The organism is Flavobacterium sp. 270 (assembly GCF_004368785.1).
In the GTDB taxonomy this organism is placed as follows: Bacteria; Bacteroidota; Bacteroidia; order Flavobacteriales; family Flavobacteriaceae; genus Flavobacterium.
Window position 1 is genome coordinate 1,502,152 of the sequence record NZ_SODM01000001.1, and the last position, 26,775, is coordinate 1,528,926.

Annotated in this window: 24 protein-coding genes; 17 read left to right on the plus strand and 7 right to left on the minus strand. The window is 33.1% G+C overall.

Annotation, left to right across the window (positions count from 1 at the left end; genetic code table 11):
• Positions 1 to 325: 325 nt before the first annotated feature.
• The 12 genes from lysA (at position 326) to EV144_RS06575 (ending at position 8,864) form a co-directional block, all read left to right on the plus strand.
• The gene (gene lysA / locus EV144_RS06520) at positions 326 to 1,546 is read left to right on the plus strand and encodes a diaminopimelate decarboxylase (RefSeq protein ID WP_134147219.1); all 1,221 of its coding nucleotides are present in this window, start codon (positions 326 to 328) and stop codon (positions 1,544 to 1,546) included.
• A 345-nt stretch (positions 1,547 to 1,891) separates the two neighbouring features.
• Entirely contained in the window at positions 1,892 to 2,680 is a 789-nt protein-coding gene (locus tag EV144_RS06525; protein WP_134147220.1) for a HipA family kinase, read from the plus strand.
• Complete coding sequence (locus EV144_RS06530; protein ID WP_134147221.1) at positions 2,677 to 3,537, plus strand: hypothetical protein; 861 nt, start codon at positions 2,677 to 2,679, stop codon at positions 3,535 to 3,537. Before EV144_RS06525 ends, EV144_RS06530 begins: the two co-directional genes overlap by 4 nt.
• 203 nt (positions 3,538 to 3,740) lie before the next feature.
• The gene (locus EV144_RS06535; RefSeq protein ID WP_134147222.1) at positions 3,741 to 4,136 is read left to right on the plus strand and encodes a helix-turn-helix domain-containing protein; all 396 of its coding nucleotides are present in this window, start codon (positions 3,741 to 3,743) and stop codon (positions 4,134 to 4,136) included.
• A 110-nt stretch (positions 4,137 to 4,246) separates the two neighbouring features.
• Positions 4,247 to 4,735 (plus strand): hypothetical protein, encoded by a 489-nt coding sequence (locus EV144_RS06540; RefSeq protein WP_134147223.1) that lies wholly within the window; start codon positions 4,247 to 4,249, stop codon positions 4,733 to 4,735.
• Positions 4,736 to 4,826: 91 nt separating this feature from the next.
• Positions 4,827 to 5,276 (plus strand): hypothetical protein, encoded by a 450-nt coding sequence (locus tag EV144_RS06545; protein ID WP_134147224.1) that lies wholly within the window; start codon positions 4,827 to 4,829, stop codon positions 5,274 to 5,276.
• A 91-nt stretch (positions 5,277 to 5,367) separates the two neighbouring features.
• Positions 5,368 to 5,730, plus strand: coding sequence for a hypothetical protein (locus EV144_RS06550; protein ID WP_134147226.1), 363 nt, complete (start codon positions 5,368 to 5,370; stop codon positions 5,728 to 5,730).
• A gap of 198 nt (positions 5,731 to 5,928) precedes the next feature.
• A complete protein-coding gene (locus tag EV144_RS06555) occupies positions 5,929 to 6,396 on the plus strand; it encodes a DUF1572 domain-containing protein (RefSeq protein ID WP_134147227.1) in 468 nt (155 codons plus the stop codon).
• An 85-nt stretch (positions 6,397 to 6,481) separates the two neighbouring features.
• Positions 6,482 to 6,808, plus strand: a complete 327-nt coding sequence (locus tag EV144_RS06560; protein WP_134147228.1) for an ArsR/SmtB family transcription factor — start codon at positions 6,482 to 6,484, stop codon at positions 6,806 to 6,808.
• The gene (locus tag EV144_RS06565) at positions 6,798 to 7,298 is read left to right on the plus strand and encodes an SRPBCC family protein (protein WP_134147230.1); all 501 of its coding nucleotides are present in this window, start codon (positions 6,798 to 6,800) and stop codon (positions 7,296 to 7,298) included. The genes EV144_RS06560 and EV144_RS06565 overlap by 11 nt, the downstream gene beginning before the upstream one ends.
• Before the next feature lie 27 nt (positions 7,299 to 7,325).
• Complete coding sequence (locus EV144_RS06570) at positions 7,326 to 7,829, plus strand: SRPBCC domain-containing protein (protein WP_134147231.1); 504 nt, start codon at positions 7,326 to 7,328, stop codon at positions 7,827 to 7,829.
• Positions 7,830 to 7,994: 165 nt separating this feature from the next.
• A complete protein-coding gene (locus tag EV144_RS06575) occupies positions 7,995 to 8,864 on the plus strand; it encodes an alpha/beta hydrolase (protein WP_134147232.1) in 870 nt (289 codons plus the stop codon).
• A gap of 132 nt (positions 8,865 to 8,996) precedes the next feature.
• On the opposite strand, the gene EV144_RS06580 is transcribed toward EV144_RS06575, so the two are convergent.
• Positions 8,997 to 10,532, minus strand: coding sequence for a YifB family Mg chelatase-like AAA ATPase (locus tag EV144_RS06580; RefSeq protein WP_134147234.1), 1,536 nt, complete (start codon positions 10,530 to 10,532; stop codon positions 8,997 to 8,999).
• 79 nt (positions 10,533 to 10,611) lie between these two features.
• Positions 10,612 to 11,586 carry a Gfo/Idh/MocA family protein gene (locus tag EV144_RS06585; protein WP_134147235.1) on the minus strand — a complete coding sequence of 325 codons (975 nt, stop codon included), beginning with the start codon at positions 11,584 to 11,586 and terminating at the stop codon, positions 10,612 to 10,614.
• Positions 11,587 to 11,718: 132 nt separating this feature from the next.
• Between EV144_RS06585 and EV144_RS06590 the strand changes: the two genes are divergently transcribed.
• From EV144_RS06590 to EV144_RS06600, 3 genes are all read left to right on the plus strand, one after another.
• Positions 11,719 to 14,709, plus strand: a complete 2,991-nt coding sequence (locus tag EV144_RS06590; protein WP_134147236.1) for an amidohydrolase family protein — start codon at positions 11,719 to 11,721, stop codon at positions 14,707 to 14,709.
• Positions 14,710 to 14,753: 44 nt separating this feature from the next.
• The gene (locus EV144_RS06595) at positions 14,754 to 16,061 is read left to right on the plus strand and encodes an amidohydrolase family protein (protein WP_134147238.1); all 1,308 of its coding nucleotides are present in this window, start codon (positions 14,754 to 14,756) and stop codon (positions 16,059 to 16,061) included.
• A 339-nt stretch (positions 16,062 to 16,400) separates the two neighbouring features.
• Entirely contained in the window at positions 16,401 to 17,717 is a 1,317-nt protein-coding gene (locus EV144_RS06600) for an ammonium transporter (protein WP_134147239.1), read from the plus strand.
• Positions 17,718 to 17,863: 146 nt separating this feature from the next.
• Here the strand turns inward: EV144_RS06600 and EV144_RS06605 are convergent, their stop codons facing one another.
• From EV144_RS06605 to EV144_RS06615, 3 genes are all read right to left on the minus strand, one after another.
• Positions 17,864 to 19,963 (minus strand): protein-disulfide reductase DsbD family protein, encoded by a 2,100-nt coding sequence (locus tag EV144_RS06605; RefSeq protein WP_134147240.1) that lies wholly within the window; start codon positions 19,961 to 19,963, stop codon positions 17,864 to 17,866.
• Positions 19,963 to 21,273, minus strand: a complete 1,311-nt coding sequence (tilS, locus tag EV144_RS06610; protein ID WP_134147242.1) for a tRNA lysidine(34) synthetase TilS — start codon at positions 21,271 to 21,273, stop codon at positions 19,963 to 19,965. The genes EV144_RS06605 and tilS overlap by 1 nt, the downstream gene beginning before the upstream one ends.
• Before the next feature lie 227 nt (positions 21,274 to 21,500).
• Positions 21,501 to 22,787: an anthranilate synthase component I family protein gene (locus EV144_RS06615; RefSeq protein ID WP_134147243.1), complete on the minus strand. Its 1,287-nt coding sequence runs from the start codon at positions 22,785 to 22,787 to the stop codon at positions 21,501 to 21,503.
• A 208-nt stretch (positions 22,788 to 22,995) separates the two neighbouring features.
• Here EV144_RS06615 and EV144_RS06620 point away from each other — a divergent pair, with 208 nt between their 5' ends.
• Positions 22,996 to 23,898 (plus strand): DUF4349 domain-containing protein, encoded by a 903-nt coding sequence (locus tag EV144_RS06620; protein ID WP_134147244.1) that lies wholly within the window; start codon positions 22,996 to 22,998, stop codon positions 23,896 to 23,898.
• A 208-nt stretch (positions 23,899 to 24,106) separates the two neighbouring features.
• Positions 24,107 to 24,481, plus strand: coding sequence for a DoxX family membrane protein (locus EV144_RS06625; RefSeq protein ID WP_134147246.1), 375 nt, complete (start codon positions 24,107 to 24,109; stop codon positions 24,479 to 24,481).
• A 60-nt stretch (positions 24,482 to 24,541) separates the two neighbouring features.
• Here EV144_RS06625 and EV144_RS06630 read toward each other — a convergent pair whose 3' ends face one another.
• Together EV144_RS06630 and lpdA are read right to left on the minus strand one after the other, a co-directional pair.
• Entirely contained in the window at positions 24,542 to 25,081 is a 540-nt protein-coding gene (locus EV144_RS06630; RefSeq protein WP_134147247.1) for a lipocalin family protein, read from the minus strand.
• Positions 25,082 to 25,247: 166 nt separating this feature from the next.
• Positions 25,248 to 26,651, minus strand: a complete 1,404-nt coding sequence (gene lpdA / locus EV144_RS06635) for a dihydrolipoyl dehydrogenase (protein ID WP_134147249.1) — start codon at positions 26,649 to 26,651, stop codon at positions 25,248 to 25,250.
• Positions 26,652 to 26,775: the final 124 nt, after the last annotated feature.

Genomic DNA, 26,775 nt, shown 5'->3' on the forward strand with positions numbered 1-26,775 from the left:
AACCCTTGAATTTATATTCAGGGGTTTTGTTTTTTACCACAGATTAGAAAGATTTAAAAGATTTTTTTGTTGCCACGAATTACACTAATTTTCACTAATTTCTTTTTGAAACTAAATAAAAAATCTGTGATAATCTGTAAAATTGTGGCAAAAAACCTTTGTAACTTTGAGCCTCTGCACCTTTGAACCTAAAAAAGATTTATAAAAATCTTTTTTAACCGACTTTTTGTTTAAAAACAAACAATTTGTTACAATTTGTTATTTTTCTACAATTTATTTGCTGATAGATAAAAGAGTAATAACTTTGCTCAAAATAAGTTTACAAATGCAAGCAAAAGATTTACTGCAGTTAGCAGACCAATTTGGAAGTCCATTATATGTTTATGATGCCGAAAAAATCCAATCACAGTACAACAGATTAACCAAAGCTTTCTCTAAGGTAGAAAACTTAAGAGTTAATTACGCCATGAAGGCATTGTCAAACGTTGCGATTCTTCAGTTATTAAAGAACATGGGGTCTGGTTTAGACACTGTATCAATTCAGGAAGTTCAGTTAGGGCTTCACGCTGGCTATGAACCTGAGAAAATTTTCTATACACCAAACGGAGTTTCTTTAGAAGAAATCGAAGAAGTTTCTGCAATGGGTGTACAAATCAATATCGACAATTTATCAATTCTGGAGCAATTCGGAACAAAACATCCACATATTCCGGTATGTATTCGTATCAATCCACACGTAATGGCGGGAGGAAATGCAAATATTTCTGTTGGACATATCGATAGTAAATTCGGAATTTCTGTACACCAGATTCCGCATATCTTGCGAATTGTTGAAAATACAAAAATGAGCATTGTTGGAATTCACATGCACACAGGATCTGATATTTTAGATATCGAAGTATTCTTGTATGCTGCTGAAATCTTGTTTGATACAGCAAAACATTTCAAAGATTTACAATTCTTAGATTTCGGAAGCGGCTTCAAAGTTCCTTACAAAAAAGACGATATCGAAACTGATATTGAAGAATTAGGTAAAAAATTATCAAAAAGATTCAACACATTCTGTACAGAATACGGCAGAGATTTAACTTTGATTTTCGAACCAGGAAAATTCCTTGTGAGCGAAGCAGGTTTCTTCTTAGCAAAAGTAAACGTAGTAAAACAAACAACGTCAACAGTTTTCGCTGGAATCGATAGTGGTTTCAACCATTTAATTCGTCCGATGTTTTACGGTTCACAACATTATATCGAAAATATCTCAAATCCAAAAGGAAAAGAGCGTTTTTACTCTGTTGTAGGTTACATCTGCGAGACAGATACTTTTGCAAGCAACCGCAGAATTCAGGAAATTAACGAAGGAGATGTTTTAGCTTTCCGTAACGCTGGAGCATATTGTTTCTCAATGTCTTCGAACTATAATTCAAGATACAAACCAGCCGAAGTGCTGTGGATGAACGGGCAAGGAATCTTAATTCGTGCTCACGAAACATTCGAAGATTTACTTAAAAATCAAATTCCGCTGCCACAAGAAGTTGCAGCAGTTTAAAAATAAAAAAAAAGAGAATATCAATGCTAAAAATCCTGTCTTTATGAGACGGGATTTTTTTTGCTGTGTGTTTTTAGCACGCAGATTTTGCAGATTAAGCGGATCTATTTTATATCGCAATGTCAGGCTGACCATAGTCGAAGCCCGCAAAGTTTAACTTCTTTAAGCTAAAACCTTTAATTTTCTGAACATTATCCTTCAGAAAAATCTCTTATCTTAAATTACACCATACAAAAGAATACCGCTTTTATTTATTACTGAAAAATACTATAGTTCTATTTTTTATACTATCACACAATTTATTTAAAAATATTTCCTACATTACCACTTCTTTAAAGGGTAAATATGCAGGAGTTACAATTAATTTCTACTGGTAAAGTTATGGCAGGCGGAACTACACAACCGTTTACTGCACTAGCATTAAATGAAAATGGAAATGTTGAAGAATATATTGTTAAAGCATTTACAAAAAAACAATTATTACAAAATGCCTCAGTTGCTAAAGAAATAATAGTATGTGAATTAGCAAAAATGTTTGATTTAACCATTCCAGAATACGGCATTATGAATTGCGCTCTTCAAGACCTACAAGGAGTTTATAAAGATGAGAGAATTGACACACTTGACTTAGGGGCTAAATTTTGCAGCAAATTCATGAGTCAGTATCCAATATTTACTAATGTAACTTCAAATATATTTTTAAAAGACTATGAAATATTAAACATATTTGCTTTTGATGTTTTTATATTTAATGTTGATAGAGGAGGATATAGAAATAAGCCAAACTTATTAATTAATGATAATGAGTTAATGATTATTGATCACGAATTAACTTTTCCTTTTATTAATAATAATTATCGGCAAATTGATTATGAACAAAACTTATCTTCATATCAATATTCAAAGCATGTTCTAATAAAATATATAAAATCACTCAATTTTAAGGATAGGGTTTTTAATGAATTTTTATTTAATTTAAACTCTTTAAATATTAATAGATTAGATTTAATTTTCGATAAATTAGAATATTACAATATACATTTTTTTGATAGAGAAAACTTTATGAATTATTTTGTATGGGCTAAAAATAATGTTAGTATTTTTGAACGATATTTGACTCTAATGACAAGATGAACAATAATTTATATACATACTGCCTTTTAAAATATAAACATTCTCCTTTTTTAGAGGAAAGTCTAAATATTGGTGTGCTTATATATTTCTATAACTCTAGAAGATTTGTGTTTAAATATTCCAAAACATTAAATAGAATTAAAAGTATCTATGAAAATGTTCCTGAAAAAACAGTAAAAGAATACACTAAACAAATTGACATAACACTTAAAAGATTTAAAGATACATATGACAATCTTTTTCCTTTAAATGATTCAAGCTTAAAGCATTTTTTATCCTCAACCATTTTACCTAAAGATGATAGTGTTCTTCAATTTTGTAATTTTAGAACCGATTCTTTAAGAGGGTTTACGGAAGAATTTATTGAAAGTATACTTATTGATAAATTATTTGTAGAGGATATTAAACAATATCATTATCAACCTCAAGAACCTAAGATTTTATCTAGATTATATAATAATTTGAAAAAATTAGGCTTTGATGAATATAAACACAATAACGATAGATTCAGAGAAGATTATATATTAACTAATGAAGCAGGAACAGAATTTAAATTTGATATTGCTTGGCAGAATGGAACTTTAAATTTAATAAAGCCTATTAGCTTTGATCTTAAAGAAAGTCGAAGTATTGCTGATAAAGCTCATAAAAATTTTGGTCAATTTTATGATCTACAACAAGAAGCTATTAATAATAAACTACGATATGATTTAATAGTTGGTGAGCCTAACGACTCAAGACTCTACAAAGAATTTGAACATGCAATTTCATTATTAGATAATCTTCCAAATGTAAAAATCATTCATGATAGTGAACTTGAACTTTATTCAGAGAAAATAGTTTCTGCAATCTTGTAAAATAAAAGAGATCTTTTTTATAATCTTCTACCACAAGCGCGAGCATCCCGTCCGTGAACACAAGTCAAATAAATTTACAATATCAACCTTTACGGGCACTAATGGCACAATCCTTCTAGCGATCAGTCGAATTAAATAAATAATAACTCTCGTCCGAAAAAACTATATATTTGTAATTCATAAAAATTAAATACCTTTGAATTATGAGCACAGCAACAAAACCAAAACATATTGGCAGAAATATCAGCCGAATCAGAGAGCTTAAAGGTATGAAGCAAGAAGCACTTGCTATGGCAATTGGCGTAACGCAACAAACTGTTTCTAATATTGAAGCAAGTGAAACTATTGATAAAGAGAAAATTGAAGAAATTGCAAAAGCTCTTGGCGTAACTGTTGAAGCAATAGAAAATTTCTCGGAAGAATCCATTTTTACTTTCTTTAATAACTTTTACGATAATAGTTCTATTAGTGGTGCTCAAGGAATTAATACTAACTGTACATTCAATCCTTTAGATAAAGTTATAGAACTTTACGAACGTTTGGTTCAGGCTGAAAAAGACAAAAACGAATATTTAGAAAAATTACTAAACGGGAAATAATATTCGCAAAATATAAATCTACTAAAGCACAAATATCTTTCGATTTTGTGCTTTTTTTGTAAGCGAAATCTTTACGGTTAAAAATTAATCAATATCAAAAAATGATATAAATGAACTTCAAACAAATCGATGTCCGTAAAATAGATTCTACAGGAAATTTCAAATTAAATCACGATTACATTCTTTCTTATGACCATTTTGATGGTTGGTCTGAAAGATTATTGGGTATAGGTATATATATTGATTTAATTTTTGAATGCAAAGTTGATATTCATTTTTACAAACTGAATCGCGATAGAACCAGGTATGAAAAACAATTAGAATGCGAAATACCTTCGGAGATTAAAAATATAATTTCGGAAATAATGAATCTAGATCACTTAACATTAAAACATTATTATGCCGATATTTTTCTGGAAGATTCCGGAAGGCAAGACTATGTTATTAATCATTGTGGCGTATCACACAATATTAGGAGAGGAACGATACTTAAAAAACTACAAGCAGAAAATCGATCCGAAGAATTGTTTTTCGATTTAATTGAACTTTTTGAAAAATGGCGAGAAGCTATTTATCAAGAATGTTTAAAAGAACTGTAATTACGTAGTATTTTTTTGCTTTGTACATCAAATTCAACAAAACTCAAATAAAAAAAGTATTTTAGCTTTACCAAATCAAAACCCAAATCTAATGAAACTTACGATTCCCTTATCGACACTACTCCTATTACTTACTACAAATTTATTCAGCCAGACAATCGCTGATTTAAAACTAAAAAATAAAGAAATTCCTAAAAGCTATACCTTTAGCGACAGTGATATTTGTATTACGCCTCAGGCTTGTACTTTTTATAATGATATTGCAACTTACAGCAACATTGTTGGAGTTGTAAAAAGTAAAGCAATCCAAAGTTTTAGAAGCAAAACAGATCGCGGTTCAATCATGTATTTTGAATTTGAACACACTTTTAAAGGCGATAGATTTCTACAAGGATTACTATGGGGAAAAGCCGGCGAACCAACTGAAGAACACCCGGAAGAATATCTTGCAAAAGGAAAATTTCTGATTATCTGGAGTTTCAAACCAGACAGCACTCTTAAAGAAAAATCAGAAGCTAAAATAGAAGCTCTTTTGCCTTAAGTTTAAACGGTCGCGCTGGCATTAGAATAAATTAAACTTCATCTAATCTTTAATTTTAATTCGTAATTTCGGCAAATTAAAAAACATAAAAATGAAACCACAAATACGCGTTCTACTTTATTCCCTATTATTTTTCACTTATAGTCTTTCCACTTCACTTTTGCTTTTATTAGGCGAAAAATTAAAAGATCATAAGTTTATCACTTTAGGCTGTGGTTTTTTCCTGATAAATCTTGCTTTTTCTTTTTTAGTTCTAAAATGGACCTATTTATTAAATATAGTTTGTTCTATAGTTATTGCTGTATTGGCTCTATTCTTAGCTTTAAGATTTGGAGATTTGCATCTGTTTTCTCAATATGACGCTTATGGCGTAAAAACTGCACTAATTGCTTATCCTGTTTTTTCTATTTTATTTTGGGAAATTGCTTATCAGATTAAAGCGAGAAAAAAATAATTTAAATTAATTTGATTTAAAATTTATCTCGCTAGCGCGAGCGTTCCGCTCGTGCCCGTAAAGCATTTTACATAGATTTTTCCTAGCTATCGGGCACGAGTGGGACGCTAGCATTTGGCAACAACTAATTATTCCACCAAAAAACGTATCTTAGTAAAACAAACAACTAACTATCAAATAGTTGAAAGTTTTAAAACTATGAAAAATACGGAAGAAATCGCATCACGTTTTAAAGAAATTATCCTAAACGGAACCTGGGTTGCCAATACCAACTACAAACAGCAGCTCGAAAATATAGATTGGAAAACAGCTACAACTCCGATAAAAAACCTAAATACCATTGCCATTTTAGCCCAGCATATTGATTATTACATTGATGGCATAAATAACGTCTTTAGAGGTGGTATGCTCGACATAAAAGATAAATTTAGTTTTGACTTTCCTCCTATTACTTCTTCGCAGCAATGGGAAACTTTCCTGGCAAAATTCTGGGACGATACCCAAGAATTTGCTTCTCATATTGAACAAATGACCGACGAAAAACTCAATGAAGGTTTTGTCGATGAAAAATACGGAACCTACCGCAGAAACATCGAAGCAATGATTGAACACAGCTATTACCATCTTGGTCAAATCGTTATGCTTCGAAAAATTTTAACTGAATAAATAAAAAAAATCATAAAAAAGTATTGCGCAACCAAAAAGTTGCATATATTTGCAACTGATTGATTGCGTATTTAAATAATTCAAAATGAAACGAGATATTTTTCAGGCGATTGCCGACCCAACCCGAAGAGCGATTTTAGTATTGATTTCTTCAACTGCATTAACTCCAAATGCAATTGCAGAACAATTTAATACAACGCGTCAGGCGGTTTCTAAACATATTAAGATTCTTAACGAATGTGAATTATTACAGGAAAAAAAATTGGGACGAGAAATCTATTATCAACTTAAAATTGACAAAATGAAAGAAATAGACAAATGGTTGGAACAATTTAAAGAAATCTGGGAAAACCGTTTCAATCAACTGGATCAAGTATTACTTAATTTAAAAGCTAAAGAAAATGAAAACTAATCTTTTAATGGATTTTATCGTAGACAAAGAAAATTGTTCGGTAAACGTAAAACGCGAATTTAATGCTCCGCTTGCCAATGTTTGGTCTGCTTGGACAGAAGCTGAAATCTTAGATCAATGGTGGGCGCCAGCTCCTTTTAAATCTAAGTCAAAAATTATGGATTTTAAAGAAGGCGGCAGAAGATTATACGCTATGATTGGTCCAGACGGACAAGAACGTTGGAGTACTTTTGATTATACATCTGTTTCTCCAAAAACAAATTTTAAACATACCACTACTTTCTCCGATGCTGACGGAAATCCAAATTCTGAATTTGGAAGTTCTTATTGGGATATTACATTTTTGGAACAAGGCGAATCTACTCTTGTTGACATTCATATTAAGCGCGATAGCTTTGAAGAATTAGAAAAAATTATCGAAATGGGCTTTAAACAAGGATTTACAAGCGCTATGGAAAGTTTGGATAAAATTTTTGAAGCTAAAAAATAAATTATATAATAATCTAAAATCAGAGATATGAAAAATAATCTTTTAATGGATTTTACCGTAGATAAAGAAAACAGTACAGTAAATGTAAAACGCGAATTTAATGCGTCAATTGCAAATGTTTGGTCGGCTTGGACAGAACCTGAAATCCTGGATTTGTGGTGGGCGCCTGCTCCGTGGAAATCCAAAACAAAAAGTATGGATTTTAAAGTTGGCGGAAGAAGAATTTATGCAATGGTCGGCCCGGAAGGCGAAGAACATTGGGCAATTGCAGATTATAGCGCAATTACGCCTAAAACAAATTTTAAATATTTGGATGCTTTTAGCGACAGCGAAGGAAATTTAAATACAGAATTTCCACGTTCAGACTGGAATGTAACTTTTTCTGATCAGGGAGATTTGACTGTTGTTGATGTTATCATTAAGCACAAAAATTTGGCTGATTTAGAAATGATTATTCAAATGGGCTTTAAAGAAGGATTTACTAGCTGCATGGAAGGTCTAGATAAAGTTTTTGAGGAAAGAGCGAAGTAGTTTAATACATAAAAGTGTCTTTTTATACAATGATAAATCTCCATTGAGCTATTGCTTTATGGAGATTTCTCTTTTTTGAAAAAACATAATTTTGAATTAATCAATTAAGGTTAAACTGATATTTTGTATTTTCGTTTAAATAAATAATACTACCCAAAAAACAAAATGAACAAATTTTTCACCCTTATCCTGTTGCTTTCTTTTTCAACATTTATTTTCGCTCAAAAAAATAAAACTAAAACCACAGAAACAAGCAAACCTTTTGTTTTGGGAGTTATAGATGAAATTGAATCCAAAGAATTAAACGAAAAAAGAACATTAAATGTATACCTTCCGGATGGTTACAAACCAGAGAACGCAACAAAATATCCGGTTATTTATTTGCTTGACGGATCTGCAGATGAGGATTTTATTCATGTTTCTGGTCTTGTACAATTCAATAGCTTCGAATGGATCAATCAGGTTCCGAAATCTATTGTAGTGGGAATTGCAACTGTTGATCGAAGAAGAGATTTTACATTTCCAACAACAATTGCTTTAGATCAAAAAAGATTTCCAACTACTGGACATTCGGATAAATTTATTGCTTTTATCGAAAAAGAATTACAGCCTTTTATCGAAAAGAAATACAAAACAACCGAATCTAAAACTATAATCGGACAATCTTTGGGTGGTTTATTGATTACCGAAATTTTATTTAAAAAGCCTTCTCTTTTTAATAAATACGTTATTACAAGTCCAAGTTTATGGTGGAATAATGGTTCGCTTTTAAATGAAGATTCTGTTATTTTTAAAGATACTTTTACTCAAAAAACCGAAATTTATATTGCAGTTGGAAAAGAAGGTTTAACGCCAACAGAAATTCCGAGAGTTATGGAAGTTGATGCCAATTTATTAGCCGAAAAAATCAAAGCTTCAAAAAGCAAAAATGTAAAAGTTTATTTTGATTATTTGCCTCTGGAAAATCATGGTTCCATTTTACATCCTGCGGTTTCAAACTCTTTTAAATTTTTCTATCCTTTAGCTAAAGAATAAAATAAGGAAATTTTACCGCAAAGAGCGCAAGTCATTTTTATCGTATAATAAGTTCGCTAAGCATTTTAAATTTTACTTTCACAAATTCACGAAAGTAAAATTTAAAATCTTAACTCTAAACATCTAAAATCTTTACCCCAACCATCCTTCTCTATCCAAACTTCTATATTGGATCGCTTCTGCAATATGCGATGAAATTATATTTTCTGAATTATCTAAGTCAGCGATACTTCTCGAAACTTTCAGAATCCTGTCGTAGGCTCGCGCAGAAAGGTTCAGTCTTTCCATTGCGGTTTTGAGTAAGTCTTTTGATTGTTGGTCTAAAACACAATATTCGCGGATCAATTTACTGCTCATTTGTGCGTTGTAATGTATGTTTTCTACTTCTTCAAATCTTTTAGTTTGAATTTCTCTTGCTGCAGTAACTCGTTTTCTGATTTCTACACTGCTTTCGGCTTTTCTCTCGTCGGCTAATTTTTCAAAAGGAACTGGCGTAACTTCTATATGAATATCAATTCGATCTAATAATGGACCCGAGATTTTGCTTAAATAACGCTGCATTTCGTGCGGTGAAGAAGTATTCGGCATACTCGGATCATTAAAAAATCCACTTGGGCTTGGATTCATACTTGCCACCAACATAAACGATGAAGGATAAGTAACTGTAAACTTGGCACGCGAAATTGTCACTTCGCGATCTTCCAGCGGCTGTCGCATTACTTCGAGTACATCACGTTTAAATTCTGGTAATTCATCCAAAAACAAAACTCCATTGTGCGCCATCGAGATTTCTCCCGGCTGCGGATAACTCCCTCCTCCTACTAATGCAACGTTCGAAATAGTATGATGGGGACTTCTAAACGGTCTTTGATTCATTAAGCCTACTTCTTTTAGTTTTCCGGCAACGCTATGAATTTTAGTGGTTTCAAGTGCTTCACGCAAAGTCATTGGTGGCAAAATACTGGGAACTCTTTTTGCCAGCATTGTTTTTCCCGCTCCGGGCGGACCAATCAAAATTATATTATGTCCTCCGGCAGCCGCAATTTCCATACAGCGTTTTATGCTTTCTTGCCCGCGGACGTCTGAGAAATCAAATTCGGGAAAGTCTAAGGTTTTATAAAACTCTGATCGAGTATCTATTACTGTTGGTTCTAATTTGTTTTTCCCAGAAAAAAAATCAAGTACTTCCTGCAGATTCGAAACTCCGTAAACGTCTAATCCGGCAACAATTGCTGCTTCTTTTACATTTTGAATCGGAAGAAAAAATCCTTTATAACCTTCTTCCTTGGCTTTTATGGCAATGGGCAAAGCACCGCGAATAGGCTGTAAAGTTCCGTCGAGAGAAAGTTCTCCCATTATAATATAATCTTCAATTTCGGGAGCATTTATTTGATTGGAAGCTATTAAAATTCCCATTGCTAAGGTTAAATCGTATGATGAACCTTCTTTTCGCAAATCGGCAGGCGCCATATTGATGGTTATTTTTTTACCCGGCATCGAAAGATTGTTATTTTTTAAAGCTGCTGCGATTCGGTAACTGCTTTCTTTTATAGCGTTGTCCGGCAATCCAACTAAATGATAACCAATCCCTTTATCCATGTGCACTTCAACAGTAATTGTTGTTGCTTCTACTCCAAAAACGGCACTTCCGTAAACTTTTACTAACATAAAATTATATTCATTAAATCGATTTTAAATCTAATGAAAATAATTAAATTGTAGTTATTTTATTACAAATAAAATATTTTTAAAACTCCAGCCCAATCTGATTCTTAATCTCCTCCACAATCGCACTCAAATCCAAACTATTCTGATGCGACCATTGTTTACTTTCTATCATATCGTTTTGAATACAATAATGACATTCGAGAGCTTCGTGTGCATAACCTTTTCCAAAAGTTGGGAGATTAAAAGCTGCTTCGTGATTGTCTTTAAAAATAGAATAACCATCGGCCATAAACCATGGAGAATTAAGTTCGATTCTGCCTTCCGTTCCACTTATTGAAGCTTTCATATTCGATTCTGACACAAAACCAGCGTGTAGAACTGCTTGTGCATTTTCGTAATGTAAAATCATAGTAGTCTGCAAATCGACACCCGATTTATGGTAGGTAGATTTTGCTATAATTTCTTTTGGTTTTCCTAATAGTATATAAGAGAGAAATAGCGGATAAACGCCAACATCAAAAAGAGCGCCTCCTCCCAATTTTTTATCGGTCATTCTGTTTCCTTCTAATTCCTTTACAAAAAAAGCAAAATCGGCATTGATGTATTTTAAATCTCCAATCACGCCGTTGTTTATTTTATACAAAACTTCCTGAACCGATGGAATAAAACGCGTCCAAAAAGCTTCCATAAAAAATTTATTGTGCTTTCTTGAAGCTTCAATCATTTTTTCAGCATCAGAATAAGATAATGCAATCGGCTTTTCGCACAGAACATGTTTGCCGTTTTCCAATGCTTTTATAGACAATTCGGCATGCGAATCGTGTGGCGTTGCAATATAAACGATGTCAACTTGTTCGTCTTGAAAAAGAGCGTCGTAAGAATCATATGCATTTTCAGCATTATATTTTTGGGCAAATTCATTTGCTTTATCAGTATTTCTAGAAGCAACAGCAACTAAAGATGCATTTTCTATCAACACTAAATCGGTTGCAAACTGATTGGCAATATTTCCAAGACCAATAATTCCCCATTTTATTTTGTTCGCGTTTTTCATAAGACTTCTATATATGCTTCAATTCAAAAGGTTTATCAAATATTTATCTAAAATAATCAAAAAACATTTAAAAAAAATAAAAGCCATATAACATATATTTCATATTTTTAGCAACAAATCAACAAATATCCAATGAAAAAAGCCCTACTAATGTTCTTTTTGACTGTTTTTTTAACAAAAATGCAGGCTCAAAGCTATTTCCCTGTAAACGAAAGTGTGCAGAACAAAAACAAAAACTACACTGTTTTTACCAATGCCACGATTTATGTTACTCCAACTCAAAAAATTGAAAAAGGAACTTTACTGATTCAAGATGGTAAAGTTACCGCGGTTGGAAATGCTGTTACTATCCCCAAAAACAGTATTGTTATTAATCTTGAAGGAAAAACAATCTATCCGTCTTTTATTGACATTTATACCAATTTTGGAATTGAAAAACCAAAAGGTAATTTTAATGGGAGAAACAATCCTTTGTACGATACCAAAAGAGCCGGTTATTATTGGAACGAAAGTATTCGCTCTGAACTGAATGGTTACGAGACTTTTAAGTATGATAATGTTAAGGCTGAAGAATTGCTAAAAGCAGGTTTTGGCGTTGTCGGCACTCATATTCCTGACGGTATTGCTCAGGGAACCGGAGTTTTGGTTGCTTTAAATAATACTGAAAACAGCAAGCAAATTATAGCAAGTAAAATTACAAACCACTTTGCTTTTACAAAAAGTGTTTTGACAAATCAAGCCTATCCAAGTTCTTTAATGGGTATGATGGCTTTGCTTCGCCAAATGTATCTGGATTTAGATTGGTACAAAAAAGGAAATTCTGAAACTAAAGATTTATCATTAGAAGCTTTGGCAGCGAATGAAAAATTGGTTCAGATTTTTGCGACCGAGGATAAACTGAATAGTTTAAGAGCGTCTAAAATTGCGAAAGAGTTTGGCTTAAACTATGTTTTAAAAGGAAGCGGCAACGAATTTGAAAGAATCGAAGAAATCAAAAATACAAACGCTAAATTTATTATTCCGATCAGTTTTCCTGAGGCTTATGATGTTTCTAACCCTTATTTATCTAATCAGGTAGAATTGGCAGATATGCGTTTTTGGAATCAGGCGCCTACAAACCTTAAGGTGCTTGCAGACAACGGAGTTACTTTTGCTTTGACTACTGATAAATTGAAAAAGATTGAAGATTTTAAACCTAATTTATTAAAAGCTATTAATTATGGTTTTGATAAAACGAAAGCTTTAGAAGCCTTAACTACAATTCCGGCCGCCATTTTAGGAAAAAGTAATGAAGTTGGAAGTTTAAAAGCGGGCAGTTATGCCAATTTTGTGATTACTTCTGGCGAAATATTTGACGAAAAAACGGTTTTATTTGAAAACTGGGCTCAGGGAACTAAATATATTGTAAATGATATTAACGCAAAAGATATTCGCGGTAATTACGATTTAACAATTGGAAATGATACTTATAAATGGAAGATTGACGGAACTGAAACGGCGCCAAAATCTGAAATCACTACTGTTGCAGACGCAAAAGTAACGAATACTTTTTCGGTTTCTAAAAACTGGATTTCTCTTGTTCTTAAACCGGCAGATACTATAAAATCTAATTTTACACGTTTGACTGGATTTGTAGAAAAACCAGAAATTTTATCTGGAAAAGCAGTTTTGGCTAACGGAAATGAATTGAATTGGTCTGCAAAAAGAACCAGCGCTTTTGTTGCTGTAAAAGATACAGCTAAAGCAGAAAAACCAAATGTTATTATGCCAACAACGTATCCGAATGTTGCTTTTGGTGATGCTAAAAAACTGACGGCTCAAACTTTGCTTTTTAAAAATGCTACAGTTTGGACGAATGAAAAAGACGGTATTTTGACGGAAACGGATGTTTTAATCAAAAACGGAAAAATTGCTGCTGTAGGCAAAAATCTTTCTGATGCCGGAGCAACCGTTATTGATGCAAAAGGCAAACATATTACCAGCGGTATTATTGATGAGCATTCGCATATCGCCATTTCAAAAGGTGTAAACGAAATGGGTCACAATTCGACTGCAGAAGTTACGATTCAGGATGTTGTTAATTCTGAAGACATTAATATTTACAGAGATTTAGCCGGAGGTGTAACTATTTCGCAATTATTACACGGTTCCGCAAACCCAATCGGAGGTCGTTCTGCTATTGTAAAATGGAAATGGGGAGCTGCACCAGAAGAGCTGTTGTACAAAAACCAGCCTAAGTTTATCAAATTTGCTTTGGGAGAAAACGTAAAACAAGCCAATTGGGGAATTCAAAATCCTACTCGTTTTCCGCAGACCAGAATGGGTGTAGAACAGGTTTTTACAGATTATTTTCAGCGTGCTAAAGAATATGACGAAAGCTGGAAAGCTTTTAATGCTGGTTCTAAAAAAGGAAAAGCGCCAAGAGTTGACTTAGAATTACAAACTATTGCCGAAATCATCAATAAAGAAAGATTTATTACATGTCACTCTTATGTAGAATCTGAAATTTTAATGCTGATGAATGTTACCGAAAAATTCAATTTTAGAGTAAACACTTTTACGCATATTCTTGAAGGTTATAAAGTTGCCGATAAAATGAAAGAACACGGCGTTGGAGCTTCTACATTCTCAGACTGGTGGGCTTACAAATTTGAAGTAAACGATGCAATTCCGTTTAACGGGCCAATTATGCACAATCAAGGTTTAGTTGTAGCTTACAATTCTGATGATGCAGAAATGTCAAGAAGATTAAATCAGGAAGCTGCAAAAGCAGTAAAATATGGTAATATTTCTGAAGAAGAAGCTTGGAAATTTGTGACTCTGAATCCTGCTAAACTTTTACATATTGATGATAAAGTTGGAAGTTTAAAAGTGGGCAAAGATGCCGATGTTGTTTTATGGAGTGATAATCCTTTGTCTATTTATGCTAAAGTGGAAAAAACAATTATTGATGGCGTTGTTTATTTTGATCTTGAAAAAGATGCTCAAAAACAATTGGCTAATGATAAGGAAAGAAGCATTTTAATTGGACAAATGCTTCAGGAAAAAAACAAAGGAATGAGCACGCAGAAGCCAGCCAGAAAAGAGAAAAAAGAATATCACTGCGATACTTTAGAACAATAATAACAGCGCTTTTTAAAGAATTTTCAAAGTAAAAAAAAGATAAAATGAAAAATAACCACCTCTATATATTGCTGCTATTGTTTTGTGCATCGCTTCAGATAAACGCACAACAAATACCAGCACCAAAACAATCCAAATCAATATTGATTTTAAATGCTACCGCACACTTGGGTAACGGAACCGTAATCCAGAATAGTGCAATTGGTTTTAAAGACGGTAAAATTACGCTAGTAGCAGATGCTTCGACTATAAGACTTGCAGCTGGTGCATACGACACTACGATTGATGCTGCCGGAAAACACGTTTACCCGGGATTTATTGCTCCAAATTCTACTTTAGGTTTAGTAGAAATTGATGCCGTAAAATCATCAGACGATCAGGAAGAAATCGGAAGTTTTAATCCAAACGTAAGAAGTATTATTGCTTACAATTCAGAATCAAAAGTTGTAGAAACTGTTCGCCCTAATGGAGTTTTAATCGCACAGGTTACACCACGCGGAGGCACAATATCAGGTACATCTTCTGTTGTACAATTAGACGCCTGGAGCTGGAAAGATGCCATTTTAAAAGAAAATGACGGAATTCATCTTAATTTTCCATCCAATTTTAGAAGATCAGGATCATGGTTTGAGCCGGGAATAATAGAACCTAATAAAGATTACCCCAAACAAGTAGAGGAAATAAATGCCTTTCTTGCCAATGCCAAAGCTTATAATTTAGATGCATCTAAAGAAAGAAATATAGTTCTGGAAGCTACAAAAGGGCTTTTTGATGGAGCAGAAATTCTTTACATTCATGCAGATGAAGAAAAGCAGATTATAGACGGGATTCAGCTTGCCGTTGACAATCAGATTAAAAAGATTGTAATCGTTGGCGGATTCGAAGCGTATAAATCTACCGATTTATTGCAAAAATATAATGTTGGCGTATTATTAAGACGTGTACACGATATGCCTACAAGCGCTGATCAGGATGTAAATCTGCCTTATAAAATGGCTAAAATGCTTACTGATAAAGGCATTGTTGTTGGATTAGAAAACAGTGGTGACCATGAGCGTATGAGCGAAAGAAACCTGGCTTTTTTGGCTGGAACTTGTGCTGCATTTGGTTTAGATAAAGAAAAAGCTTTACAATTGATTACTTCTAATACTGCTAAACTATTAGGAATTGAAACCATTTGCGGTACACTAGAAACGGGTAAAGACGCAACATTATTTATTTCCGAAGGTGATGCTTTAGACATGAGAACCAATAAATTGACTTCGGCTTTTATTCAGGGCAGAACGATAAATTTAGAAACTTTTCAAACTAAATTGAACGACAAATTCAAAGCAAAGTTTAATCAGAAATAGATAATCCATTCTCATAATAAGGGCGCCAATTGAAAATTCAGTTGGCGCCTTTTTTATTTCAAAAACATTGTATTTTCATCAAACTACTTATTATTTATGTGCAATTACTCTTAAATTATGCATTATTTTCTTGCTTTTGTGTTAACACAGCATCAAAATTTGAGAATTTCTAAACTTCAAGATTAGCAAATTGTAAATTTTACATAGATTTTAACGTATAGATAAAAAATTTAGGGGGTCAAAATGAAAAATTAACAAAAATTAAACATTAGACTCTATTTTTTATGGGGGTATGAAATGATTTTATACTTTTATCAAAAATTTTAAAACTAAATAACTATGCGAAAAATTATTTTAAGTGTGATTCTTATCACTATTTTGGTACTAACCTTTATTTCGAATTTTATCATCGCTGATAACCCAATTCCAGCCGAAGCCGTAAAATTTGATACTGGAGATACAGCTTGGATGGTCGTTGCAACTGCTTTTGTATTACTTATGACACCAGGTTTAGGATTTTTCTACGGAGGTATGGTAGGTAAGAAAAACGTTATCAGTACTATGCTTCAAAGTTTCATGGCAATGGTAATTGTTACTATTCTATGGGTTATTGTTGCATTTGGATTGGCTTTTGGCCCTACAATTGGCGGCATCATTGGAGATCCAACTAAAAACTTATTCTTTGAAGGTGTTGGTACCAGCACTGCCTGGAGCCTTGCACCAACTATTCCTTTCATGTTATTCGCATTATTTCAAGCTAAATTTGCTATCATCACGCCTGCTCTTATTACAGGTGCGTTTGCAGAACGTGTTCGTTTCTGGGCTTATTTACTATTTATGGTTTTATTTATATTAATTATATACGCTCCGCTAGCGCACATGACATGGCATCCTGATGGAGTATTCTTTAAAATGGGAGTATTAGATTTCGCCGGAGGAACAGTAGTACACATGAGTGCTGGATGGGCTGCTTTGGCTGGAGCAATGTTCTTAGGAAAAAGAAAAATCCAAAAAGTTAACCCTGCAAGAATTACTTACGTATTATTAGGTACAGGTTTATTATGGTTCGGATGGTTTGGTTTTAATGCAGGTTCTGCTTTAGGAGCAAACGGATTGGCTGTTCAGGCTTTAGGAACTACAACTGTTGCCGCTGCCGCTGCTGCCATGGCTTGGGTTTTCCTTGATAAAATCTTAGGACATAAATTATCTGCTCTTGGTGCTTGTATTGGAGCTGTTGTAGGTCTTGTTGCTATTACTCCTGCTGCTGGTTTTGTAAGTATCTCTCACGCTATTTTTATCGGAGCTTTTGCTGCAATTGTAAGTAATATTGTTGTAAGCAAATTCCCTAAAGGAAAAATTGATGACGCATTAGATGTTTTTGCTTGTCACGGTGTTGGTGGTATGGTAGGAATGTTGTTAACTGGAGTTTTTGCTTCTAAAGCTATTAATCCTGCAGTTGGTGATAATCAAGGTTTAATCTTCGGAACACCAACATTGTTCATCAACCAATTAACTGCATTAGTTGTAGTTTCAATCTTTGCTTTTGTTGGTTCTTACGCTTTATTCTTCATTGTAAACAAAATTACACCATTAAGAGTTACAGAAGAGAAAGAAGAACTTGGTTTAGATATTTCTCAACACGGAGAATTCTTATAAGAAATTAATCCCACAATTTGTTCTTGATAAAAAAAGCGCTCTAAATTTGACTTAGAGCGCTTTTTATTTATTGTAGATTTTAGATTTTAGAATGTAGATTCCAGTTGAAACTTGAAACTTGAAACCTGAAACTTGAAACAAAAACCTTATTTAAAATTAGCAATTCCTTCTTTCAACCAATTTAAATATTCATCTGCACTTACATAACTAATTATTGGTTTATCAGTGTGAAGATTTTTACCTTCTAAATCAGTTAAAACATAAAGAGGCTGTGTATTGGTTTTATATTTTGAGATCATAAAATCGGTCCATTTATCGCCAACTGTGATGATTTTATCTCCAGATTTTGTTACAAATTGCTCGCTTACCGGCAATTCGCGTTTATCATCAACATAAAGCGAAATCAAAACAACATCATTTTTTAAGATTGGTAAAATAGTTGGTTCAGACCAAACATTGTTTTCCATTTTACGACAATTTACGCACGCATAACCTGTAAAATCCAGCATAATTGGTTTGTTGATAGATTTTGCATACGCTAAACCATCTTCATAATCATGAAAAACCATAATTCCGTGCGGGCCTAACTCTGCGCCTTCCGGCAATCCTTTTATCGATTCGGCAGAAACGGCTCCGTTTCCAGATCCTCCTACTCCAAACGGACTTTCACTATATTGCGGTGGCGGCGGGAATGCGCTGATTAATTTTAAAGGTGCTCCCCAAAGTCCCGGAATTAAATAAACCGTAAACACTAAAGTAAGCAATCCTAAATACAATCTTCCAACCGAAATATGATGCAGCGGACTATCGTGCGGCAGTGTAATTTTTCCGAATAAATATAAAGTCAGCGCTCCGAAAATTGCAATCCAGATCGCGATAAAAACTTCTCTTTCTAAGAAATGCAATTGTAAAACTAAATCGGCATTTGATAAAAATTTGAAAGCCAAAGCCAATTCTAAAAATCCTAAAACAACTTTTACTGTATTCAACCATCCTCCAGATTTTGGCAATGAATTTAACCAGCCCGGAAACATGGCAAACAACATAAATGGCAATGCCAATGCAGACGAAAACCCAAGCATTCCGACAACGGGAGCAATTCCTCCATTTGAAGCTGCTTCAACCAATAAAGTACCTACAATTGGCCCTGTACAAGAAAAAGAAACAATTGCCAAAGCCAAAGCCATGAATAAAATTCCGATTAATCCGCCTTTATCAGCTTGTTGATCTGCTTTGTTTGCCCAGGAATTTGGAAGCATAATTTCAAAAGCCCCCAAGAATGAAGTAGCGAAAATCACTAAGATTATAAAGAATATTATATTAAACCAAACATCAGTAGACAAAGCATTTAGAGCATCTGCACCAAATATTTTAGTTACAATAAGACCTAAAATAACATAAATAGCAATAATAGAAATTCCGTAGAAAATTGCATTTCTAATTCCTTTTGCTCTGCTCTTACTTTGTTTTGTAAAGAAACTTACCGTCATTGGAATCATTGGGAAAACGCAAGGCGTTAGCAACGCTGCAAATCCTGATATAAACGCAATAAAAAAGATCGACCATAAGCTTCTTGATGGTGCTTTTACCGGAACCTCTTCTGCAGCAGAAATTCCTGCCGGAGCTTTATGAACATCAGTTTTAGCAGAATCTACAGCAACAGGTTTTATTGTATCAATAGCCAAACCAACTCTTTTCGTATCATCTTCTTTTACTTCAGAAACTGTAGTTGGAGCTTCCATTTTGAAAGTTGACGGAACCGGAATAGAGAATTTTTTATTAGAATTAATGCAAACTTCTTTACAAACCTGAAAATCAAAATCAACATCAACCGATTTTAAATTGGGATTCAGAATTGTGATTTCCTGCTCGATATGCGCTTTTCCTTCAAAGAAAGTTTCGTTTACGCCAAAAACATCATTAAATGCTGTTCTGGTTTTTCCTTCCTTTGCTTTTCCAACCAGATTATAATTTCCTTTTTGATTTTTAAACGCAATTTCCAAAGCAAGCGGACCGCCGTCTGGAGTAAATTGCGAGTACATATGCCAGTCTTTTTCAATCGTTCCATCAAAAATAAGTACAGCATTGTTACCGGATTTTTTTTCGATTTTAGCCGTCCATTTTACCGGTTCTAAAATTTGGGCATTACCTTTTGCAAAAGCAAAAATGAAAAATAACAAAAACAGTATGGATTTATTCCAAACCCTTTTTGATAATATCGTTTCAGAAGATTGAGTAAAGTTCATTATTGTAGTTCTATTTTAAGTATTTTATTTGTGGTATTTTCTATTTTAAAACGTTCGTCCTGACGCATTCCGACAACCCAGACAATCTGATTATCAGAACACAAAATCCATATTTTTTCCTTTTCTATTAAGGATAATTTTTCATCTTTAAAAAGCTTGCTCACTTTTTTAGACTTCCCATTCATTCCAAAAGGAAGAAAAACATCCCCTTCATTCCATTTACGTAAAACCAAAGGAAACTGGATTTTTTCAGCGTCCACAAAGATAACTCTATTTGAATCTATAGTAATGTCATCTACTTGACAAAGCTTTAAATTTAAGGGAAAATTAACGTCTGTGTCACTTTCGTGAATTTCATATTGCTCGTCTTCATTCGAGTCTGAAATCGGACTTAAAATCAACGTTTCTCTGTTCTTCAATAATCGAAAATCATCCGACAAAACTTGTTTACCAGACTGACTTTCAACCAAATCATAAATATCATTCCATGCCGAAAAACCAAATTCATTTAACCATTGGTACAAATACGATTTATAATTGGGTAATTTTTTAAGCTGTATTAAATCAAAATGAATATCATCACCCATTTCTTTTGCCACTTGCTGATAAATCATAATCGATGCATCTTCAACCATTTCCTGCGATTCTTGCAAATACGATTGTGTTTTCTGAAAAACATTCAAAAAATTAGGATTGATTTCCTTTAAAATCGGAATCAAATCATGACGAATTTTATTTCGCAAGTATTTGTTTGAAGCATTACTGCTGTCTTCGCGCCATTCGATATTATTTTCCTGAGCATATTTCAGGATTTCCTCTCTTGAAAAAGGCAAAAGCGGACGTATAATTTTATCGTTTTGTTCTGGAATTCCAGTTAAACCTTCAATTCCTGTACCTCTGGTTAAGTTAATAATAAAAGTTTCCAGATTATCATCTGCGTGATGTGCTGTTAGAATATAATCGAAGTTTTTAGTTTTCAGAAGCTCATAAAACCAGCTGTAACGCAATTCACGCGCCGCAACTTGTGTAGAAAGTTTGTAATCTTTCGCGAAAGCTTCAGTATCGAACTGCGTTATAAAAACGGGAATATTATTTTGATCGCAATAATTTTGAATAAAATCCTGATCGCCAAAACTTTCTAAACCTCGAAGTTGAAAATTGCAATGTAAAACAGCGATTTCATAAGGCAATTGATTTAATAAATGAAGTAAAACCATACTATCTAAACCTCCGCTAACGGCAAGAAATATTTTTTTGTTTTCTAAAAAAGAAAATCTGGACGAAATGTGATTTTTAAAATTTAAAAGCATTTTATAAAAGTAAAGAATTAAATTTTATCTATTTTTAAATGAAATGTTAAGCGTTATGTTTTTTTTTCAGCCACTAATTACACGAATTGCACTAATTTTTTCTCATAAATTGAGTAGCTTTTTGCCACAGCTTAAAGGATTAAAATGATTAAAAAATCTGTGAAAATCTTTTTAATCTGCGGCAAAAGAAAAAATTAGTGCAATTCGTGTAATTCGTGGCTAAAAAACTACCGTAAAACTTCATGCATTGCTTTTGCTTTCAATAAACATTCTTCGTATTCTTTTTCTGGAATTGATTGTGATGTAATGGCGCTTCCGACAGAAAAAGAAACGTATTGATTTTCCTGATTGTATAAAATACTTCTGATCACGACATTAAAATCAAAATCTCCCGAAGGCGTAAAATATCCCACAGCGCCACTATACAAGCCTCGCTTAGTTTCTTCCAGATTTTCGATGATTTTCATTACCGAAATTTTTGGCGCTCCTGTCATACTTCCCATTGGAAAAGTGGTTTTTAAAACATCAACCGGAGAATACTGCGGATCTAATTTTGAAGTAATCGTCGAAATCATTTGATGCACTTGCAGAAACGAATAAATCTTGCAAAGTTCTACAACTTCAACAGAACCTTTTTGTGCGGTATGCGATAAATCATTGCGGACCAAATCGGTAATCATGATATTTTCTGCACGTTCTTTCGCATCGTTTTCTAAAAATGATTTCGATTTTTCGTCTTCAACCAGATCAGAAAAACGTTTTGAAGTTCCTTTTATCGGCTGAGAAATCAATGTTTCTTCCACTTTTTTCAAATAACGTTCTGGCGAAGCAGAAAGCAAAAATTGTTTGTTATTTTTAAAAAAAACGGAAAAAGGCGCTTGTGAAATTTCGTTTAGTTTCTGAAATTTTTCTAACGGATTTATAATGGCATTTTCAGCATAAAATTCCATACAAAAATTGGCTTCGTACATATCACCTGCGTGAATGTGTTCCAGCATTTTTGTTATCTTTTCGATGTAAAATTCTTTTGAAATTCTTTGTTGAATTTCAATTTTATCTAATGTTTGAAAAGCATCAGAATCGGCTTGAATAATTTCTTCAAAATCATCTTCAACCTCATCATCACACAAAAATAAATATTGGATTTCGAGTTCATTTTCTTTCAATAAAAATATTTTTTTAGGTTGAAAGAAAAACAAATCCGGGAAATTTAATCCATCAAAATTGGATGATTTTAAATCTTCGACATTGTTTTTTAAATCGTATGCCAAATAACCTAAAAGCCAGTCTTTTGTGGTGGATTGATATTGTTTTAAATCGTCGAAAGCGTTATGAAAATCGGTTTTTATTGAAGTAAAAGCATCTACAGCAAGCAGACAATCAAAACTTGAGTATTCTTGCGGATAGGAATTGCTGTCTAAAAAAACAACCTCACGAAATTGTTGCGACCAACTTAAAAGCTGTTGTTTAAACTGCTCTGGATTTGCAATATGTTTATGAATTGAAACTCTCAAAAATGAATAAATTTTAGACTTCAAAATTACGACAAAAAAAATCCGTCTATAAAGAGAATCCATAAAAATATTTGGCACACTTTTTAGTACAGCAGAAATAGTTCGCTTTACATTTTTATTTTTTCACTGCAGGCAAATCTAAAATAGTATTAAGCAAAAATTACATTACAGCATTTAAAACATTTATTAATCAATTTAAAAAACACTTATGAAAACAATTGCCAAATTAAGTTTGTCTTCTTTAGTAATTATCGCGTTACTATTTTCTTGCAAAAAATCTGAAGCTACCTCGGGTTCAGAAACCGCAGATTATGCTGCTGCTGCTTCAGACAGCACTTCTGTAATTTCCTCTTCTGCTGCTGTAGAAAAAAAGGACAGCAAACAAAAATTTATTAGAACTGCTGATCTAAGATTTAAAGTCAAGAACGTCGCGAAGTCAACTTATGCAATTGAAAATGCTGTTCAGAAATTTGGAGGTTTTGTAACCTATACCAACTTACAAAGCACTATACAAGAACAAATTAAAACCAAAATAAGCCAAGACAGCACACTGGAAACTACTAAATATTCTGTAGAAAACAATATCACGATTCGAGTACCTAATACGCAGTTGGATACGGTTATTAAAACCATTGCCAAACAAATTGATTTTCTGGATTTTAGAGTAATCAAAGCCGATGATGTTTCGCTAAAAATATTAGCCAACCAGTTTTCTCAAAAAAGAAATACAGCAAATGAAAAAAGAGTAGAAAAAGCTATTGATACAAAAGGCAAAAAAATAAATGATGTTATGGAAGCCGAAAATACTTTGGCGAATCAGAAAGAAGCCAATGACAACGCTATAATTGATAATTTGTCTATGCAGGATCAAATTAATTTCAGCACAATTACATTGCAGTTATATCAAAACGAAACTATTAAACAGGAAATAAATGCAAGCGAAAAAAACAGCGACTCTTACAAACCTAATTTGGGTATTCAGATTGTTGATGCTCTAAAAAGCGGCTGGTATATTCTTGAGGCAATTTTTGTATTTTTCCTTAACCTTTGGCCTTTTATATTGATTAGTTTAGGAGGCTTTCTTTTATATAAAAAATACAGTAAGAAATAGCAAAAACTGTTAATAAAGTAACATTTTTATAAGAAAAAATTCGTTATATTTGACATAGTATTCCATTAATCCTAAATATGGATTGTATTGGTTGAAAAATTCTCAATAGAAACGACGTTTAAAATTGATTTTCATTTTATACGAGAAATCAGATTATAACATTTCAAGCACATAATTATTTTTTTAACCTCTTAAAATCCTAAGTATTATGAAAATTGCTACGATTATTGTCCGAGTTTTGATTGGTCTTTTGTTACTTTTTGCTTCTATCAGCTTTTTCTTTAAGCTTGCCCCAGAACCAGAAGTTACCGGAAATTTTAAAGCATTTAATATGGGCTTAGTGGCCTCTACTTATCTTTTACCACTTGCAAAATCTGTAGAATTACTTTGTGGTATTGCCTTTATAACGGGACGCTTTGTAACATTGGCTAATATTTTGATCTTACCAATTACAATCAATATTTTGTTTATTAATTATTTTATGGCTCCAGAAGGTTTGCCAATAGCCGGATTACTATTCTTGGCCAATTTATTTTTGATTTACAGATATTGGGATAATTATAAAACTGTTTTTACTCCTTAAATCCTATTTGAACGAAATAATAAACCCGATAGATTCAAAAATTTATCGGGTTTTCTTTTATTATTTTCTGTCGTGTTTTACCCAAACAAGTTCAGAAGTATCGTAACCAATCTCTTGTGCTTTTTTTAGGTAATCCATTTTTATATTTTCCGGAATACTGGTTTCTCTGGAAAGTATCCACATGTATTTTAGGCTTTCGCCGATAACCAATGCATATTTGTAATCTGGATCTATTGCAATAACATTATAACCTGCATAAAAAGGACCAAAAAATGAGACTTTTAGCATAGCAATGTTGTCCTTTTTGACAAATTTAGCTTTCCCGATGCTCTGTTCCCACTTGTCTTTTCTGACGTTATAGCCCTTATTATCAACTTTTATAGTGCCGTTATCTTTTAAAGAATATTCTGCGGTTACATTATTCAATCCTTTTTCATACTTAAAATCCAGTCTGGCAATTTCGTACCATTTACCAAGATATTTGGCCTTATCAAAATTTTTGACAGCCTCAGCATTTTTCGGAATTGTAGATCCGCAAGAATAAAGTACTAAAGCAATTCCTGCCCCGAGTAAGATTGGAGCTATATATTTATTTTTCATGATGATACTTTTTTATAGAGTTATAAAGTTACCATCAGAATTCATAAAATATTTTACAGAATTATCTCTGATTCTTATATTATAAAGTTAGGAATCAATCTGTTATAAAACAAAAAAACCGTCAGAAAAAACCCTGACGGTTTCTAAAATATATTTTACGTAAATATTATACGTGTATTGCTCTGTTTTCTGTTGCTGCCAAAGCTGCTTCTTTTACCGCTTCCGCGAAAGTTGGGTGCGCGTGGCTCATTCTTGAAATATCTTCAGCAGAAGCTTTAAATTCCATTGCAGTAACTGCTTCAGCAATTAAATCTGCTGTACGTGCTCCAATCATGTGAACTCCTAAAACTTCGTCTGTTTTTTCGTCAGCTAAGATTTTTACAAATCCATCTAAATCAGCACTTGCTCTTGCACGACCTAAAGCTTTAAATGGAAAACTTCCAGATTTATAAGCAATTCCTGCTGCTTTTAATTGCTCTTCAGTTTGTCCAACTGCAGCAACTTCTGGCCAAGTGTAAACTACACCAGGAATCAAGTTATAATCGATATGTGGTTTTTGACCTGCTAAGATTTCAGCAACCATAGTTCCTTCTTCTTCCGCTTTGTGTGCTAACATTGCACCACGAACAACATCTCCGATTGCATAGATATTTGGAACGCTAGTTTGTAAATGATCGTTTACCTCAACTTGTCCTCTATCAGAAATTTTTACTCCCGCTTTGTCAGCGTTTAATCCGTCTGTGTACGGACGACGACCAACAGAAACTAATGAATAATCTCCTTCAAGAGTGATTGTTTCTCCTTTTGCGTTTTCAGCTTGAACTGTTACAGCATCGCCGTTTCTTTCTACTGATTTTACTTTGTGAGAAACGTAGAATTTCATTCCTTGTTTTTTCAACACTTTAGTTAATTCTTTAGACAATGAACTGTCCATTCCTGGAATAATTCTATCCATGAATTCTACTACAGAAACCTGAGCACCAAGACGTAAATAAACTTGTCCTAGTTCGATTCCGATAACTCCTCCTCCAATAATTACCAAGTGCTTTGGAACTTCTTTTAAAGCTAAAGCTTCTGTAGAAGTGATGATTCTTTCTTTATCAATTTTGATGAATGGTAAAGATGATGGTTTTGAACCTGTTGCAATTACTGCATATTTTGTTTCGATAGTTTCTGATGTTCCGTCAGCTTTTACAACTGTAATGTGCGTTGCGTCAACGAAAGAACCTAAACCATTAAAAACCGTGATTTTATTTTTGTCCATTAAGTAGTTGATTCCACCTACGGTTTGATCTACAACTGCTTGTTTACGAGCAACCATTTTCTCTAAATTGATTTTTACATCACCAGAAACTTCGATTCCGTGATCTGCAAAATGTGCAATTTCCGAATAATGGTGTGAAGAAGCCAACATTGCTTTTGATGGAATACAACCTACGTTAAGGCAAGTTCCTCCTAAAGAGGTGTATTTTTCTACTATTGCTGTTTTGAAACCTAATTGTGCGCAACGAATTGCTGAAACATATCCTCCAGGACCTGAACCTATAATGACTACGTCAAATGAACTCATAGTATTTGTTTTTATTTTTAGCGGTTACAAAATTAAGGAATTAAGTTTTGTTTGAAGTTTAAATCTGAATGTTTTTTGTGTGAAATTTGGGGTGTGGGTTTTTACCGCAAAGAGCACTAAGAGT